At 72.5% G+C, this 16,467-nt stretch carries 14 protein-coding genes; 10 read left to right on the top strand and 4 right to left on the bottom strand.

What is annotated here, in order from left to right; all coding sequences use genetic code 11:
• Positions 1 to 212 precede the first annotated feature (212 nt).
• The 4 genes from ODJ79_RS01990 to ODJ79_RS01975 all read left to right on the top strand — a co-directional run bounded on the left by ODJ79_RS01990 (position 213) and on the right by ODJ79_RS01975 (position 3,962).
• A complete protein-coding gene (locus ODJ79_RS01990) occupies positions 213 to 707 on the top strand; it encodes a chromosome partitioning protein (protein ID WP_263021539.1) in 495 nt (164 codons plus the stop codon).
• A 50-nt stretch (positions 708 to 757) separates the two neighbouring features.
• Entirely contained in the window at positions 758 to 2,848 is a 2,091-nt protein-coding gene (locus ODJ79_RS01985) for a hypothetical protein (RefSeq protein WP_263021538.1), read from the top strand.
• A 2-nt stretch (positions 2,849 to 2,850) separates the two neighbouring features.
• Positions 2,851 to 3,003 carry a hypothetical protein gene (locus ODJ79_RS01980; protein WP_263021537.1) on the top strand — a complete coding sequence of 51 codons (153 nt, stop codon included), beginning with the start codon at positions 2,851 to 2,853 and terminating at the stop codon, positions 3,001 to 3,003.
• Between the two features lie 500 nt (positions 3,004 to 3,503).
• A complete protein-coding gene (locus ODJ79_RS01975) occupies positions 3,504 to 3,962 on the top strand; it encodes a hypothetical protein (RefSeq protein ID WP_263021536.1) in 459 nt (152 codons plus the stop codon).
• A 69-nt stretch (positions 3,963 to 4,031) separates the two neighbouring features.
• On the opposite strand, the gene ODJ79_RS01970 is transcribed toward ODJ79_RS01975, so the two are convergent.
• Positions 4,032 to 7,055, bottom strand: coding sequence for a Tn3 family transposase (locus tag ODJ79_RS01970; RefSeq protein WP_263021535.1), 3,024 nt, complete (start codon positions 7,053 to 7,055; stop codon positions 4,032 to 4,034).
• A gap of 491 nt (positions 7,056 to 7,546) precedes the next feature.
• Positions 7,547 to 8,509 (bottom strand): NAD(P)H-dependent flavin oxidoreductase, encoded by a 963-nt coding sequence (locus tag ODJ79_RS01965; protein ID WP_263021534.1) that lies wholly within the window; start codon positions 8,507 to 8,509, stop codon positions 7,547 to 7,549.
• Positions 8,510 to 8,649: 140 nt separating this feature from the next.
• Here ODJ79_RS01965 and ODJ79_RS01960 point away from each other — a divergent pair, with 140 nt between their 5' ends.
• The 5 genes from ODJ79_RS01960 to ODJ79_RS01940 all read left to right on the top strand — a co-directional run bounded on the left by ODJ79_RS01960 (position 8,650) and on the right by ODJ79_RS01940 (position 14,457).
• Complete coding sequence (locus ODJ79_RS01960; protein WP_263021533.1) at positions 8,650 to 9,135, top strand: SigE family RNA polymerase sigma factor; 486 nt, start codon at positions 8,650 to 8,652, stop codon at positions 9,133 to 9,135.
• A gap of 4 nt (positions 9,136 to 9,139) precedes the next feature.
• Positions 9,140 to 10,060, top strand: coding sequence for a hypothetical protein (locus tag ODJ79_RS01955; protein WP_263021532.1), 921 nt, complete (start codon positions 9,140 to 9,142; stop codon positions 10,058 to 10,060).
• A 197-nt stretch (positions 10,061 to 10,257) separates the two neighbouring features.
• Complete coding sequence (locus ODJ79_RS01950; RefSeq protein WP_263021531.1) at positions 10,258 to 11,898, top strand: IucA/IucC family siderophore biosynthesis protein; 1,641 nt, start codon at positions 10,258 to 10,260, stop codon at positions 11,896 to 11,898.
• Positions 11,895 to 13,352, top strand: coding sequence for an IucA/IucC family protein (locus ODJ79_RS01945; RefSeq protein WP_263021530.1), 1,458 nt, complete (start codon positions 11,895 to 11,897; stop codon positions 13,350 to 13,352). The genes ODJ79_RS01950 and ODJ79_RS01945 overlap by 4 nt, the downstream gene beginning before the upstream one ends.
• Positions 13,342 to 14,457 (top strand): alanine racemase, encoded by a 1,116-nt coding sequence (locus ODJ79_RS01940; protein ID WP_263021529.1) that lies wholly within the window; start codon positions 13,342 to 13,344, stop codon positions 14,455 to 14,457. Before ODJ79_RS01945 ends, ODJ79_RS01940 begins: the two co-directional genes overlap by 11 nt.
• A gap of 52 nt (positions 14,458 to 14,509) precedes the next feature.
• Here the strand turns inward: ODJ79_RS01940 and ODJ79_RS01935 are convergent, their stop codons facing one another.
• Positions 14,510 to 15,109 carry a YbhB/YbcL family Raf kinase inhibitor-like protein gene (locus ODJ79_RS01935; protein WP_263021528.1) on the bottom strand — a complete coding sequence of 200 codons (600 nt, stop codon included), beginning with the start codon at positions 15,107 to 15,109 and terminating at the stop codon, positions 14,510 to 14,512.
• A gap of 128 nt (positions 15,110 to 15,237) precedes the next feature.
• Here ODJ79_RS01935 and ODJ79_RS01930 point away from each other — a divergent pair, with 128 nt between their 5' ends.
• On the top strand, positions 15,238 to 15,990 hold the full coding sequence (locus tag ODJ79_RS01930) for an ArsR/SmtB family transcription factor (RefSeq protein WP_263021527.1): 753 nt from the start codon (positions 15,238 to 15,240) through the stop codon (positions 15,988 to 15,990).
• On the opposite strand, the gene ODJ79_RS01925 is transcribed toward ODJ79_RS01930, so the two are convergent.
• Positions 15,920 to 16,420: a peptide deformylase gene (locus tag ODJ79_RS01925; protein ID WP_263021526.1), complete on the bottom strand. Its 501-nt coding sequence runs from the start codon at positions 16,418 to 16,420 to the stop codon at positions 15,920 to 15,922. The two genes, ODJ79_RS01930 and ODJ79_RS01925, sit on opposite strands and share 71 nt — an antisense overlap.
• Positions 16,421 to 16,467: the final 47 nt, after the last annotated feature.

Raw genomic sequence — 16,467 nt, 5'->3', positions numbered from 1 at the left:
TTGTCAGCAGTGCGGTCACCCCGTTGTCAGCAGCCACACTCAGAGGCTAGAACTGGCGTTTCCCGCAGTCGTGGGCACGGGATGTCTCACGTCCTCTGCACTGAGGTGTGTGGACTCGGTCGTCTGTTCAGGGGACGGCAGGTGGTTGGCGGCTCGCTACGGTGGGTGCGGGTCTGGTCCACAGTGTGACGGATTGTTCTGGGAGGTGCTGGGTGCCGGTGGTGGAGGCGTCGGTGGTCGCTGGGATGGTGATCGCGTGGGCGGTACGCAAGGCACGCCGGGCTGGCGGCCGGGTGGATGAGACGGTCGATGCGGCGATCGACGCGGGCGCGGACCGGTTGCACGAGGTGGTGCTGGCCAAGCTGGGTCGACCGGTTCAGGACGATCTGGCCGAGGAAGCGGCAAGCGAGTCGGGGCAGGTCAGTGAGTTGACCCGGCAACAGGTCGAGTTGGCGGTGGCGGCGGCCGCGCGTCGGGATGAGACGTTCGCGCAAACGGTGACCGCGCTGTTGGAGCAGATCCGCCAGGCCGAGCGGGCGGCGGGTACGCAGGTGCTGGCCGCGCCGGGGTCGACGGTGTTCACCGGCGGGGTAACCGCGACCGCGCAAGACGATGCGACCGCGATCGGGCAGGCCGGCACAGTCAATATCGGCAACCGGCGCCGGGAGGAGCCGGACCCTCACCGGCCGGGTCGGCCCGGCCACTGACCGGACCCGGCGACGACGGTGCTTCTGCGAAGGCGCCGGGGTGGCATGCCGTGCCGGGGTCGGGGGTGCTCGGGCATGGTGAGCAGGGCGGGGTCGGGATCGGCATGGCCCAGCTTGTGAACGTGTTCCTGTACGGGACGGGGCCGCTGGTGACACCGCGGTCGGCGTATCTGGCGCAGGTCCGCCGGATCGCCCCGCCCCGGTTGCAGGACCGGGGCCTGGAGTTGGCCGAGTTGGCCGGGTTCTGCCTACAGGAGCAGCGGGGCCCGTATGTGTGGTGGCAGGCGGGGCCGTGGGCGGGTAAGTCGGCGTTGTTGTCGACGTTCGTGCTGCATCCGCCGGATGAGGTCCGGGCGCAGGTGCAGGTGGTGGCGTTCTTCATCACCGCCCGCCTAGCCGGTCAGGACACGCGGGCGGCATTCGTCGCGGCGGTGACCGAGCAGCTGACCGCGTTGACTGGGCAACCGGCGCCGAGCACACCGGACGAGGGGTTGCGGGAGGCGTGGCTGCTGGACCTGCTCGCCCAGGCGGCCGAAGCCTGCCGACAGCGGCAGGTGCGGCTGGTGTTGCTGGTCGACGGCTTGGACGAGGACCGCAGCACGGCCAGCGGCGACCACGCGCACAGCATCGCCGGGCTGCTCCCGGCGGAACCGCCGGCCGGGATGCGGGTGATCGTGGCCGGGCGGCCGAACCCGCCGATCCCGGACGACGTGCCGCACTGGCATCCGCTGCGCGATCCGGGCATCGTGCGCCGGCTGTCCGCGTCGGCGTACGCGCAGGATCTGCAGCACCTCGGCAGGGCCGAGATCAAACGCCTGGTGAACGGAAGCCCGATCGAGCAGGACCTGCTCGGGCTGCTGACCGCGGCTCGTGGTGGCCTGTCCGGGCCCGATCTGCGGGAGCTCACCAGCGCCGATCTGGTCGAAATCGAGAACGTGCTGCACACCGTAGCCGGGCGGACCTTCACCCGCCGCACCGCGCAGTGGGATCCGGCCACCGGGCCCGAGGTGTACCTGCTCGGCCACGAGGAACTGCAACAGGCCGCCACCAGCTACCTCGATCGAACCCGGCTGGCCGAATACCGCACCCGCTTGCACGCCTGGGCCGACACCTACCGCACCCCCACCGACGGCGGCCCTCCCTGGCCGGCCGACACCCCGGAATACCTGCTCCGCGGCTACCCCCGCATGCTGGCCACCACGGGCGAGGTCTCCCGGCTGGTCGAGTTGGTCACCGACCCGGACCGCCATGACCGGATGCTCGACCTGTCCGGCGGCGACGCCGCCGCCATCACCGAGATCACCACCTGCCAAGACCTCGTCCTGGCCCAAGCCGAACCCGACCTCGAAGCCATGGCCCTGCTCTCGATACACCGCAACAACCTGGCCGACCGCAACACCGCCATGCCCACCGATCTGCCCGCCGTCTGGGCACAGCTCGGACAACCCGCCCGCGCCGAAGCCCTCGCCCACGCCATTCCCGACCCGCGATGGCGGGCAGAGGCGCTGGCCGCGCTGTCCGCCGCGCTGGCCACCACCGGCGCTCACGACCGGGCCGAGCAGATCACCGGGGCCATCACCGACCCATACTGTCAGGCAAAGGCGTTGGCCACGCTGTCCGCCGCAGTGGCCGCCACCGGCGATTACGACCGGGCCGAGCAGTTGACCGTCAACGCTGAACAGATCGCCCGGGCCATCACCGACCCGTACACGCAGGCGCTGGCGCTGGCCGCGGTGGCCGCCGCGGTGGCCGCCACCGGCGATTACGACCGGGCTAAGCAGTTGACCGTCAACGCTGAGCAGATCGCCCGGTCCATCACCGACCCAGACGGACAGGAGCAGGCATTGGCCGCGGTGGCCGCTGCGGTGGCCGCCGCCGGCGATCACGACCGGGCCGTACGGATCGCCCGAGCCATCGCCGACCCGGACCGGCAGGCATATGCGCTGGTCAACCTGGCCAGAACGGCAAGTACCGCGAGGGCACGCCGGTTGTTGGGGCAGGCCTTCGCCATCAGTAAATGGTGGATACCGTTGCGGGTGGTGACACGGGTGGAGCCGCGGGTGGTGTTGCGGATCGCTGACGTAGTGTCCGGTAACCGGAGGTCGCCGCCGATGCCGCGCTCGTCACCGACAAGGCGCTAACCGTGGTCGCCGACGGGCTGAACCTGCAGCAGGCCAGCGAGCGGCTGCTCGACCACGACTCGCTCGTGCAGGACGTGGCCGACACCGCCCGCGCGTATGCCGGCGTCGTGGAGCTCACCCCGCCGGACTTCCTAGAAACCGAGCGCACACCCTGACCGTGACGATCAAGGCCGACCTGCACCGCAGCGTGCTGGTCACCGCCGATCGCGGTGCCGCCCCGCAGCCGCGCGAGCACACCCTGTTCCGCGCCTCGCACCACTTGCACCAGCTCGGCCAGACGCTCGGCGAGGTCGTCCTGGAGCCGGTCCCGTACGGCATCCCGATGTGCGGGCCCGCGGGCGAGGAGATCACCTGCGAGATCTGCGGGCGCGTGGTCGGCGCCGACGTCGCCGCATTTTGCAGATCGGTACGACGATCCCTCGGGAGATCAAGATCTGCTCGACCACCTGCGCCCGGGCGGCCGACGCCGGCGAACACGGCTACTGAACCACCAGCGCGAGGGTCCACTGGACTGGTGACCAACCGGCCGGGACCGGGGGTCCACGCCGGCGAGCTCCAGTTTCCGACTGTAGAGTTACAGTCGGAAAGATAAACCGGACCCGAGGTACCCAGCCTGGAAACCTGCACCTCGGGCCACAGCGAGTAGGAGTTTGCCATGGCTTCCTTCAAGGAGCAGATCGTCTTCGACGTAACCGGCTGGACCGAGTCGGAGCGCGCCGAGTTGCTGGCCGCCCACACCGCGGTGCAGAACAAGCGGGCCGCCGCTGCGGCGGCCGACGAGCAGGCCGCCCACGGCGGTTGGACCGGCGCCAGCCGGACCCTGCTGCTCAGCCGGCTCACCGCAGCTGGCGCGAACGTGGTGGCCCAGAGTTTCGCCGCCGCCCTTGCGTCGGGCGGATACGTGACCCGGGACAAGGTGTACGAGCTCGGGAACTATCCGGCGGACCGAGTCCTGAAGGGCTTCACCCGGCCGATCAACCGGATCGTTGCCGAGATGCGGGCCAGCGGCGAGATCCCCAGCGACGCGGTCGACCCGTTCGTGCCGGCGTATGACCAGGTAACCGGCCGAGCGATCGGCTTTCGGGTTGCGCCGGAAATCGTCGCACTCGGTTAAGACCGGGCACCACCTTCGTACGGCGGGCAGCGTCGGTGTTCTTGCAGAGCGCCGGCGGCTGCCCGTCATTTATCCGGCCGTGACCGAGCCGGTGACGCGCAGCGGCCGGTAGCCGTCGGTGTCGAGCTGGGCGAGCTCGCCGTCGATGTCGACCGAGTGCGTGCCGTAGAAGTGCACGTTCTCGTGGTGGGTCGGCCAGATGTGCGCCAGGACCTCATCGTCGACGTCGCGGCCGGCCCGGCGCAGGGCGGCCACGCCGAGGCCGTGGTACTCCGTCGACCAGCAGACGATCGCGTTGGTGGCCAGGGTCAGGCACCACATCTGCTCGGACTGCTGCTCGTGGTGCCGGCGCCGCAGCGCGCCCTCGCCGGCGTACGCGAGGGAGCGGCGCAGGGCGTGCAGGTTCTCGCCCTTGTTCAGCTGCCGGGCGATGCGCCGCCGGTAGGTCTCGTCGGCCAGGTATCGGGCGGCGTAGACCGTGCGGCGCAGCGCCCCGTACTCCTTGATCGCGCTGGTCAGCGCGTTCTGCTGCCGTTTGGAGGAGCACAGCTTCCCGACCACCAGGGCCGCGGTCGCATGGCCGCCCTGCACCGAGGCGGCGACGCGCAGCAGGTCGTCCCAGGTGCTCGTGATCAGGTCGGTGTTCAGGCGCCGGGTCAGCAGGCCGCCGGCCCGCGGGTAGCGGGCGAGGAAGTCGGCGTTCGGCCCGGTCCGGTACAGGGTGATCTTCCCGAGGTCCCGGATCCGCGGGGACAGCTGCTTGCCGACCAGGTCGAACAGCGCGAAGTTGGCCAGGGTCGCGCCGTGGGTGTCGGTGGCGTGCTCGAAGACCGGCAGGTCGGTCTCGTTGCCCAGGAGCCCGTCGAGCACGTAGTGCGACTCGGGCGCGGTCGCGACGATGACCTTCGTGTCGAACGTCGAGTGCTGGTCGGAGACGTGGGTGTAGGTGGAGACGCCCTGGCCACGGGCGAAGTACCGGGACAGGTGCCGGGCGGTGATGGATTTGCCCTTGACTGGGAACCGCTGCCCGTCGGAGCTCGACAGGGTGCCCGAGCCGAATGCCTGGGTCAGCGGGAGTCGGTGGTGGTAGTTCACGATCGCCGCGTTCGCCGCCTCCAGGGTCTCCGGGCGGAAGTACCACTCGGCGGTCCAGGCGAGCACGTCGTACGGCACGCCGCAGGACTCGGCCATCGCGGACAGGCCCATGTTCGTGGCCTCCGCGATGATCACGTACAGCAGGTTGCGCTTGAGCTCGGCCGGCCGGGCGACCTTCCCGCCGGCGTGCACCAGGTGGTCGGTGAACCCGGTCCGGGCGTCGACCTCCACCAGCACCGACGCGATCGGCACCCGCGGCAGCATCCCGGCCAACTCAGTACGCAGCGCGTCGGCCTCGGCCGGCACGTCCTCGGCGGTCAACGGCGGGATGATCAGCTCGCCATCGTCGGTGAGCCGGACCTCGCCCGGGTTGCCCTTCGCGAGCTGGCTCTCCAGGTCGGCCAGCGCGGTGTGCAACTCGTCGTCGGCCTGCGCGAGCGCATCGACGGCGTCGCCCGGCTTGCCGACCAGGTGGCAGAACTCCACCTTCCGCGGCGCCCACCCCTGCGGGGTGAGCAGGAACGACGCCGGATCGGCATACCGGCGCGAGCCGGGCACGAAGACGTCGCCGGAGCGCAGCCCGTCGCGCAGGCCGACCAGCACCGCCAGCTCCCAGTACCGGCGGTACGCGGTGACGTCACCGGCCTCCGCCGCGGCGGCGAGATAGCCGGCCCACTTCGTCGGCACGAAAGCGACCGGGGCGCCGGCCGGCACCTTCCTGGCGCCGGTGGCGTACAGCCCGGCCAGGATCCCGACGGCCTGCAGCAGCTGCTCGGTGCCCGGCCCTCCGGCGAACCGGACGGCGGCCAGCACGGCCGGGGCGAACTGGCGCAGGTACGACATGGAGGCGTCGAGCATGCTGAGCTGGCCGTGATCGCGGGGCAGCCGCTCGCCGCGCTCGGCCCACGCCGCCCGCATCCGGTCCATGCCGATGCTGGTGCGCAGCAGGCCGCCGATCCGCTCGTCGCCAATCGCCGTGTCGAGCACGATGGTCAGGATCTCGTCCAGCAGCGCCTGCCGGTTCTCCCCGCCCTTGGCCCGCTCCGCGAGAGCCTCGGCGACCTTCTGCTTCGCCGCGGACTCCCGGCCGCTGATCGCCTGGTCGAACAGCAGCAGCGTCTCGTCGAGCACATCGACCGCCGACTGCGCCAGCAGCGTGAGCAGGATCGGATACCGGCGCTCCGGCTCCCGGCGTTGCAGCGCCTGCCCGGTCAACCGGCGCCCGACCCCGGCCAGGAACCGGCGGCGCTCGGCCGGCAGCATCGACAGGTCCAGGGTGTGCGCATCAAGGCGGCGCAGGTAGGCCAGCTTCTCCAGCTCCGCCTTCACCGCGGCCGGGCTCGACGATGTCGGGCCCACGCCCAGCCAGGCCAACGGGGTCCGGCCCAGGTAGGCGTCCGGGACCAGAAGCAGGTCCAGCTCGGCGCACCGCCGGTCGGTGAGCAGGTGCTTCACCCGAGTCCAGGTCTCCGTCCGAGCGCGGGCCCGGGCCGCGGCCACCCGCCGCAGCAGCAGGATCACCCCGGGCCGGATCACCCGCGCCGACAGCAGGTACTCGCAGGCCAGCCGGAACAGCAGCTTCGGCGAGTCGTGCTCCATGGCCCGGGCGAACAGGAACTCGTCGAGGTCCTTCCACTCGGCGGTGTCCATCGACCGCCAGCCGGCGTAGCCGGCCACCTCACGCAGATGATCCGTACGGGTCTGCTCCCGCTCGCCGTACCCGCGCAGCTCACCCATCGCGATCCCGAGCCGCTGCGACAATCGGCCCACCGCCGCGGCCGGCGCCGCCGCGACCTCGTCCGGTACGAACCCGAGCCACGGCAGCGTGCACAGCTGGACCGCCACGCCCGGCAGGTTGCGGCCGGTACGGAACTGGCGCACGAACGCCTCGTCCGCACCGGTCAGCGTGAAGTACCGGATCAGCTCGGCCCGGTTGATCTCCGGGAAGCCCCGAAGCCTCGCCAGTTCCTCCGCCGAGAACACGTCCTGAGTCGCCACGAACTCACCGCCTGAGCATCGACCGTCACCAAACGGACGGCACGCTAGGGCGCGGGACAGAGCTTGATCAACCCTCAGTTCTTAGCGTTGTTTTTGGTCTGGAAACTACGGACGGGCCCCGGGGTGTGACTGACGTGCGGACGCGGCTGCGGCAGATCCGAGTCGACGCGCGGCCCAACGTTCCTGCTGTCCGAGCGCGAGCATGCCGCCCGGTTCTCCCTGCCCGGCTTCTTGTTGCCGACCGTTTGCGGACGCCGGAAAGCGCGGATCCCACGCCCCGGGTGATCGGCGCCTACGAAGCTCGTCGGCGAGGCTGACCGGCTGCCGCGAGCGGTAGCCGAAGACCGGACGAGCCGCCCGGTCGGTGGCGAGCCCAAGCCGGGCGGGGATGTCGTTGATTCCTTTTTGGTTTGGCCTTTGACTTTGTGGTGCGCCGGTGAGCTGGCGCACCGTCTGTAAGCCGTCCTAGGATGCTGGTGGAGGAGCGTGACTCACCGGCGTCCGGCTCGGGCCAGGGCGACCTCCGCCTGGGCTGCCAGGGACGCCACCAGGTCTGCTGCGGGCGGCAGATCGGTGATGAGGTCGATCGCCTCGCCGGCCCAGACCGGCAGCGGCGGGATCGCGCCGCGAGCCACGTCGGCGTTGTAGTCGGCGCGTGCCCGGGTGCTGGCGGCCAGCTCGGCCTCCCGGCCACGCCACCGGTCCAGATGCGGGTGGGGCAGGGTGCGAGCCGTGTACTGAGCGGGCCAGCGGGAGCCGCGCACGATGTCGAGGATGCGGTGGCGCTCGGTCTGCGCGCCGCTGCCCGCCACGATCGCCGTCGTGGCCGCGGGATCGGCCAGCGACTCGGCCGTGGCCTGGAACCGGCTGCCCAGCAACGCGCCCGCCGCACCCAGCGCCAGGGCCGCCGCCACGCCCCGGCCGTCGGCTATGCCGCCCGCGGCCAGCACCGGAGTCGGCGCGGCCAGATCCACCACCAGCGGCACGAACGACACCGTGGACCGGCCGTGGCGCGCACCGTGACCGCCGGCCTCGGTGCCCTGGGCCACGATGACATCGGCGCCGAGATCGACCGCACGTCGAGCCTCGTCGAGACCGGTCACCTGGATGATCAGCGCCGCGCCCGCCTGCCGCACCGGCCCCACCAGGCGGCTCGGATCGCCGAACGAGAACATCACCGCCCGCGCGCCGCGCTCGAGCACGTGGTCGACGGCGCCCGGCTCGACCGCCCACGTCAGGAAGCCGGCGCCCCACGGACGCTCGGTGCCCGCCGTCAGGATCGCCAGCTCGCGACGCAGCCACTGTCGCTCGCCGTCGCCGGAGCCCAGCAGCCCCAGCCCTCCCCCGGTGGAGACGGCCGCGGTCAGAGCGCCGCCGGCCGACCCGCCCATCGGGGCGAGCACGATCGGATGCCGGATGCCGAACAGTTCCGTGAACCCCGTTGTCAACGCCATGACGGCATCTTGGCCCGGCCCGGCCGGGAGCGCATCGGACCGTGGTACGAGACCGCCACCGAAGAAAACAGGGAGAAGGCTTGAACCTTTTCGCCCCCGGCATGAGTTGACACTTCGCCGAGAGAAATGAGGTGCCGACAGTGACCGACCCGGACGCTGACTTTGCGGCGTACTTCGCCGGGCAGGTGAGCTCCGTGCGCCGTGTCGCCTACGCCCTGTGCGGGGACTGGCACACCGCCGACGACCTGGTGCAGACGACCTTCATCAAGCTGTACCCACGATGGCGGCGCGTGCGGGACGGGTCGGTCGACGCCTACGTACGCCGGATCCTGGTCAACACGTACCTGAGCCACCTGCGCAAGCACCGGCGCGAGACGGTCCTCGCCGAGCTGCCGGACACACCGGCCCCGCAGGCCGACACCCATGAGGACCTGAGCCAGGCGCTGCGGCGGCTGCCCGCGCAGCAGCGCGCCGTCCTAGTCCTGCGGCATCTGGAAGACCTGTCGATCGCTGACGTCGCCGAGGTGCTGCACCTGGCCGAAGGCACCGTCAAGAGCCAGTCCGCCCGGGGCATCGCCGCGTTACGCGCCGCGATGAGCCGCTCCGCCCAGCCGAAGGAGCAGTGAGACCGTGCCCGACCCCACCGACACCCAGATCCACGACGCCCTCGTCGCCTACACCAGCACCGAACCGCCGCTCTCCTTCACCTTCGACGAGGTCCTGGCCGGCGGCCGCCGCGTGCGGCGCCACCGCCGGCTCGTCGTGGCCGGCGCCGCCGCGGCCGTGACCGCCGTGGCCGCCATCGGTGTTTCGCTCGGCCTGCCGCACCGCGGGCCCGAGCGGGCACCGGCCCCGGACGCGGTGGCCGGGCCGTCCTGGTCGACCCTGGACCCGGCGCCCTACTGCCGGACGGCGAGCGCCAGGCCGACCAGCCCTCTGGTCAAGCCCACCACCGTCACCAGCGAGAAGAACGGCTACCCGATCCGGATCCCGGCGGAACCGGCCGACCACGCCGCCGCCCGGATCAGCTGCTACCTGGCCACGGCGGTGCCACCGCTGCTGCCCGATGTCACCTACCACCGGTCCCCGACGACGCCGGACGACATCGCGCCCCTCCAGGCGTATCCGGCACGGGTCTTCGACCCCTCCCACCCCGCCGACACCACACCGCCGTTCATCACCGCCGGCGCCACCGTCGCCGACGACCGGGGCGTCGGCGAGATCGGATTCGGTGCCACCCCGGCGTACGAGAGCACCGCCGAGGCCACCGCGAACTGTGCCGGAGGCTGCGCCGTGCGCCAAGGGCCGCACGGCGAGACCGTCATCGTCCTCGACACGACCGCGGCATCGGGCTACCACCAGGTCGAGGTGCACGCCTACCGCGGAAACACGATGATCACGGCGAGCGCCTCGAACGCGGTGCCGCCGGTCACCGCCCCCGGCGAGGCAATCAACGCCGACGACCTCCAGCCCACCCGCAAGGATCCGCCTCTCACCGCGGACCAGCTCATCGCGCTCGCCTGCGCCCCCGGGCCGGCGGTTTTCTCCTGAAGGGCCAGCCGTATTGCCGATGCCGCCGGAGGGGTCAGGGTCGTTGATTCCTTTTTGGCCTCAGGTGGGCGCCCGTCGGCGACGCGGCGCACACCCCGTAGAGCATCCTTGGATGTTTGCTTGGTTACTGCGTCGTCGCTCACGTGCGGGGGCGAGCGGGGCAGGAACCGGGGGAAAAGGAGCGCACAATGGGCGGCGTGCCGCGACCGACGTCCGAATCACCGCCCATCCGGCACACCGCCGATCCCACGCAGACCCGCGAGGATCTCGCGGTTCTGCGGCCCGACCTGGTCGAGCCGTACGACGCCGAGCTCGCCGGGGCGCGGGCCGCGGTGCTCGGGCGGCTGCTCGGGGCGCTGGACCGGGAGCCGTTGCCGGGGCTGGGCCGGCGCCGCGCCGGGGAGGTGTCGTTCCCCGGGGTGACGGTGCGGTACCCGCGGGCGGCGGCCGCACCGTTCGCGCCGGCCGGGGCGGGCCTGGAGGTGACCGTCCGGGCCGACACCGCGCCGGGCGACGAGCCGGACGAGGGCCGACAACCGGCCTGGCTGGACAGTGACGCCTGGGTGCACGAGCTGTCGCCGGGGGCGTTCATCACCGATCCGGGTACGCTCGTGCGGGTGCTCTGGCCGGGCAGCGACCTGGCCGCCGAGATCGACAACAGCGTCGCCAACCTGGCGCTGGCCCGAGCGGCGGCCACCCGGCACGACCCAGCCGCCCTGCTGAAAGCACCGGACCCGGACGGCCTCGCCCGGGCCGAGCAGTCCATCGTCGACGGTCATCCGCTGCACCCGTGCTGCCGCACCCGGGGCGGGATGAGCGTCGCCGATGTGCTCGCCTACGCGCCCGAGCACTCCCCCACGATCCGGCTGCGCCGCCTGCGCGTCCCGGCGGACCGGTGGCACGGCACCGCCGAGCCGGTCCTGCTGGCCCACCCGTGGCAGGCCGAGCGGATCCGGGACGCCTACCCGTGGCTGGCCGACGCCGGCGAGACCGGCCCGGTCCGGCCGCTGATGTCGCTGCGCACGGTCGCCACGGCCGGCGGCGGCCCGCACGTCAAGACCGCCGTGGACGTGCAGATGACCTCGGCCGTGCGCACCGTCTCGCCGGCCGCGGTGGAGAACGGGCCGAACCTGTCCCGGCTGCTCCGGCTCGTCCTGCACGACCTGCCGATCGACGTGCTCGCGGAGACCGCCGCCGGGGTGGTGCTGATCGACGGCCTGCCGCAGCGGCACCTCGCCTTCCTCGTCCGGGAGGCGCCCTGGCTCGCACCCGGCGAGGTCGTCGTGCCGATCGCCCTGTTCGGGGCGCACCCGGCGCTGCTGGGGACGGTGCCCGACCCGTACGAGATGATGGGTCTGCTCGGCCGCCTGCTGTTCGCGCCCCTCGCGAGAGTGCTCGACCGCGGCATCGCGCTGGAGGCGCACGGGCAGAACACCCTGGTCGTGCTGCGCGACGGCCGGCCGGTCCGGATCCTGTACCGGGACCTCGGCGGCGTGCGGGTCAGCGCGCGACGGCTGGCCGGGCACGGGTTCGAGGCGCCGCCGTTGCGCGGTGACCTGCCCAGCGACGACCCCGCCGTGCTGCGCACCAAGCTCGCCGCCGCCGCCCTCGGCACCGTCGCCGCCGAGCTCGTCGCGGCGCTGACCCGGCGCGGCGCCGACCCGCACCGGCTGTGGGGCATCGTCGCGGCGGCGCTGACCGAGACCGGCACCGCGGACGTGCCGCACCTGCTGCGCGAGCCGCTGCCGGTCAAGGCGACCACCGCGATGCGGCTCGCGGCCGACCCGCTCGACGACATCTGGGCCGGTCTGGACAACCCCCTGGCGGTACACGCATGACGAGAAGCCTCTCGCCGGAACGCCTCGCCCACATCGAGGCGGCCCTCGCCGTGCACGCCCCGGAGCTGATCGACGGCTTCCTCGCGGCGCTGCCGGAGGCCGCGGACACGGTCGGCCGCCGGCTGCGCGGGGCGCTGACCCGCGAGGGCATCCGCGACATGGGGCCGGGACCGCGGCACGGCTTCAACCGGGTCGAGTACCCGGCCGCGGGCGTGGCCGACCCGGTCGAGCTGCTGGCCGGGATCGACGCGCCGGGGTTCGCGGCCGAGCTGCGCAACGCCGTGGTCAACCTGGCGATCGCGATGGCCCGCCCGCCGGCGCCGGTCGGCGACGACCCGGACTGGCAGGCGATCGGCCTCGAACGGCTCGCCGTCGCCGGGCACAACCTGCACCCGTGCGGGCGCACCCGGCTCGGCTGGGACACCAGCGACGTGCTCGCGTACGACCTCGAAACGCCGACGACCCGGCTCGGTTTCGTGGCGGTCGAGGGTGACCTGCGCATCGGCGACCGCATGTTCCCCGGCGGCGTGCATCCGGTCCACCCGTGGCAGCGGGACACGGTGCTGCCGACCCGCTACCGCGAGCTGCTGCGCGACGGCACCATCACGATCCTCGACGACGAGCTCGAGGCGGTGCCGACCGCCGCGCTGCGCACGCTCTGGGTGCCGAGCCTCGGCGAGTACTTCAAGGTCTCGCTGGACATCCAGGTCACCTCGACCCGGCGCAGCATCAGCGTCGCCAGCACCCGCAACGGCCCGGCCGTCTCCCGGTTGCTGCACCGTCTGGTGACCGACGACCGGGTCATGCTGATGGCCGAGACCGCGGGCGCGGCCGTCCCGGTCGGCTCCGGGCGGGACCTGTCGGCGATCCGGCGCGACGGGCTGGGCCGGCGGCTGCGGCCGGGCGAACGGGTCATCCCCGGCGGGGCGCTGCCGTTCCTGCTCGGCGACCTGGTCACCGGCGATCCGGGCGCCTGGCTGCGGGCGTACGCGGAAATGCTTCTCCCGCCCTTGCTGCGACTCACCGCCCAGGGCGTCGCGCTCGAGGCGCACCTGCAGAACTGCCTGCCCACCTTCGTCGGCGGATGGCCGCACCGGGTGGCGCTGCGCGACTTCGCCGGCTTGCGGCTGCACCTGCCCCGGCTGCGCGCGGCCGGGCACGACATCACGCTGTGGCCGGGCTCGGTGGTCGGCACCGACGACCTGGAGATCTTCCGGGCGAAGATCGGGTACACGCTGTTCCAGGCGCACCTCGGCGAGATCATCCTGCGGCTGGACATCGACGAGGACCGGGCGTGGCGGATCGTCCGCGAGGTGCTCGACGAGTGCTGCGCCGGCGACGACCACGCCGCGTTCACCGCGCCGATGGTGCCGCACAAGGCCCTGGTCCGGATGCGGATCGCCGGCGAGGGCGACGTGTACATCCCGGTTCGGAACCCGCTGCATGCACGCTGATCTGCTCCGCGCGCTGCCCGCGCCGGCCTGCGCCTACGTCTACGACACCGCGGCGCTGCGCGCGCGGGCCGCGATGGTCCGGCGAGCATTGCCGCCCAAGGCCACTTTGCTGTACGCGGTGAAGGCGAACGGCCATCCCGCCGTGGTCGAGGCCCTCGCCGGGGTGTGCGACGGTCTCGAGGTGGCCTCCGGCGGCGAACTGGCCCTCGCGGTGACGGCCGGGGCCCGGCGGATCGTCTTCGGCGGCCCGGCCAAGACCGACGCGGAACTGCGCGCGGCGGTCGCGGCGGGCGCCCTGATCAACGTGGAGAGCGAGCACGAGCTGCGCCGGCTCGCCGCGATCGCGCCCCGCCCGCCGCAGGTGTGCCTGCGGGTCAACCGTCCCGGCGGCGGGCTGCGCGGCAGCCACACGATGACCGGCGCGCCGACCCCGTTCGGTATCGACGAGAGCCGGCTCGGCGAGGCGTTGCGGGTCCCGGGCGTCGAGGTGGTCGGCTTCCACCTGCATGCCGTTTCCAACAACCTGGACGGTACGGCGCATGCGGCCTTCGTCCGGGACGCGCTCGACTGGTCTCTGCGGGCGGCCGGCAGCAACGGCGTCGACCTGCGCGTCGTCAACGTCGGGGGCGGTTTCGGCATCGACTACCAGAGCCGCGCCGAAATGGATTTATCGGATTTGTCGAGTGTGGTGGTGCCGGCCGGCCTCGACCTGATCTTCGAGCCGGGCCGGTACCTGGCCGCCGACGCCGGCGCCTACGCCGCCACGGTGCTGGATCTGAAGACCACCCACGGCCGCACCTTCGCCGTGCTGCGCGGCGGCACCCACCACTTCCGGCTCCCCGCGGCCTGGGGTTACAGCCACCCCTTCACGATCGTCCCGGTCGACGACTGGCCGCACCCGTACCCCCGGCCGGAGGTGACCGACACCGAGGTCGACGCCGTGGGTGAACTCTGCACGCCCCGCGACGTCCTCACCCGCGGCCGGCACGTGACCCGCCTGCGAGCCGGCGACATCCTCGTCTTCGCCCGGGCCGGCGCGTACGGCTGGGACATCTCCCACCACGAGTTCCTGCGCCACGACCCGCCGGTCTTCGTGATCGTCTGAGGGTCCGCCCGTCACCTGCCGCCGACCTTCTCGACGGCAGGTGACGGCGCACCTACTGCCTGGCCGTGGCCTCGAACGAGGCGGAGCCCAGCGCGTTGTGCCCGATCACGAAGCCCGCGACCGCGCCGTGCGTGCTGGCCGGCAGCCCCAGGCTCGGCACCGATAGCGCGACCACCGTGAACGTGTAGTGGTGCGTGACGTCCCCCGCCGGCGGGCACGGCCCGGTGTATCCGGACGTCTCGCCGTCGTTCGTGCCGCTGACCGCCGGCGCCGGCGGCAGCGCCCCGGTGGCCAGCGACGTCGTGCCGGCGGGCAGGTCCCAGGCGACCCAGTGCCAGAAACCGCTGCCGGTGGGCGCGTCCCGGTCGAACACCTGGATGGCGAAGCTCTGCGTGCCGGCCGGCGCCCCCGACCAGCTGAGCTGCGGCGAGACGCCGGCGTCCGCGCAACCCCAGAACCGCGCGGGGATGGGTTTGCCGGCCCGGATGTCGGTGCTGGTGAGCTTGAAGTGCTTGATGCCGGTGGGCAGGCCGGCGCGGACCTGGTGATAGCCGAAGTGCAGGACGGTGGCGGCGGATGCCCCGACCGCGGTGCCCAGGGTCAGGAGCACGACGGCCGCCACCACGGCGAAGCGACGGGTGATGCGATGCATGATCGACCTCCTCCGATGCTTTGATCGCTCCGATTCTGCAACGCCGCCGGTCCGCCGGCACACCCGCTCGGCCGGTCCGCCGGCGGACTTCGGTGGGCGCCGAACCGTCGGCGGGACATGATCGGGGCATGGACGACAATGCCGAGTCCCTGGCCGGGTGGGCGGCCCTGCTCGCCGACCGCACCCGGGCCGCGTTCTGCCTGGCCCTGCTCGACGGCCGGGCGTGGACCGTCGGGGAGCTGGCCAGGCACGCCGGCGTCGCCGTGTCGACGGCCAGCGAGCACGCCGACCGCCTCGTCGCCGGTGGCCTGCTGATCCAGCGCAAGCAGGGCCGGCACCGCTACCTGCAACTGGCCTCCGCCGAGACGGCCGCGCTGATCGAGACGGTGGCCGTGGCCGGACCGCCCGGCCGGCCGGAACCGGTGGTGTCCATGTCGGCCGTCCACCGCCGGAAGAACCTTGCGTACGCCCGCACCTGTTATGACCATATAGCGGGGTTCGTCGGGGTGGCGCTCGCCGACGGCCTGGCCGCCAACGGCTATGTCAGCCGGTCACACGGCCTGGTGGTGACCCCGCGCGGCAGCTCCTGGCTGACCTCGCTCGGCATCGTCCTCGACAGATCCGGCAAGCGCCCGGTGATCCGGGAGTGCCTGGACTGGACCGAGCGGCGCTCGCACCTGGCCGGGCAGGTCGGGGCGGCCCTGTGCCGGCACGCGTTCGACGCCGGCTGGATCGTGCGGATCGGCACCGGCCGGGCGGTCAAGCTGACCGCCCTCGGCGCCCGGGTCCTCGAGGATCAGCTCGGTGTGGTCAGCGACGCTGCGGCGACGGACTCACCCGGCGCAGCTCACGCAGTGCCTGCCGGCGCGCGTCGCCCTTGAGCGTGTCGATGTAGAGCGTCCCGGCCAGGTGGTCGGTCTCGTGCTGCAGCGCCCGGGCCAGGAACCCGGTCCCCGCGATCACCAGCGGCTCGCCGTACTGGTCGAAGCCGCGCGCCGTGACCGACATCGCCCGGGTGGTCGGAAAGCCGAGACCCGGCAGCGACAGGCATCCCTCGTCGTCGGTCTGCTCGCCCTCGAAGCCGGCGAGCACCGGGTTCACCAGGTGGCCGACCTGGCCGTCCACGTTGTACGAGAACACCCGCAGACTCACCCCGATCTGCGGCGCGGCGACCCCGGCCCGCCCCGGCACCCGGACGGTGTCCTCCAGGTCGGCGACCAGCTGCCGCAGCTCCGCGTCGAACGCGGTGACCGGGTCGGCCTCGGTGCGCAGCACCGGGTCGCCGAAGATCCGAATAGGCCGAACTGTCATGACCTAAAGGCTAGCGGCTCGTTACCCCGTCCAACCACCCCACCGCC

The organism is Actinoplanes sp. KI2 (assembly GCF_025630775.1).
Lineage (GTDB): Bacteria > Actinomycetota > Actinomycetes > Mycobacteriales > Micromonosporaceae > Actinoplanes.
The sequence above is the reverse complement of the archived record's forward strand: the minus strand, read 5'-3'. Positions and strand labels throughout refer to the sequence as shown.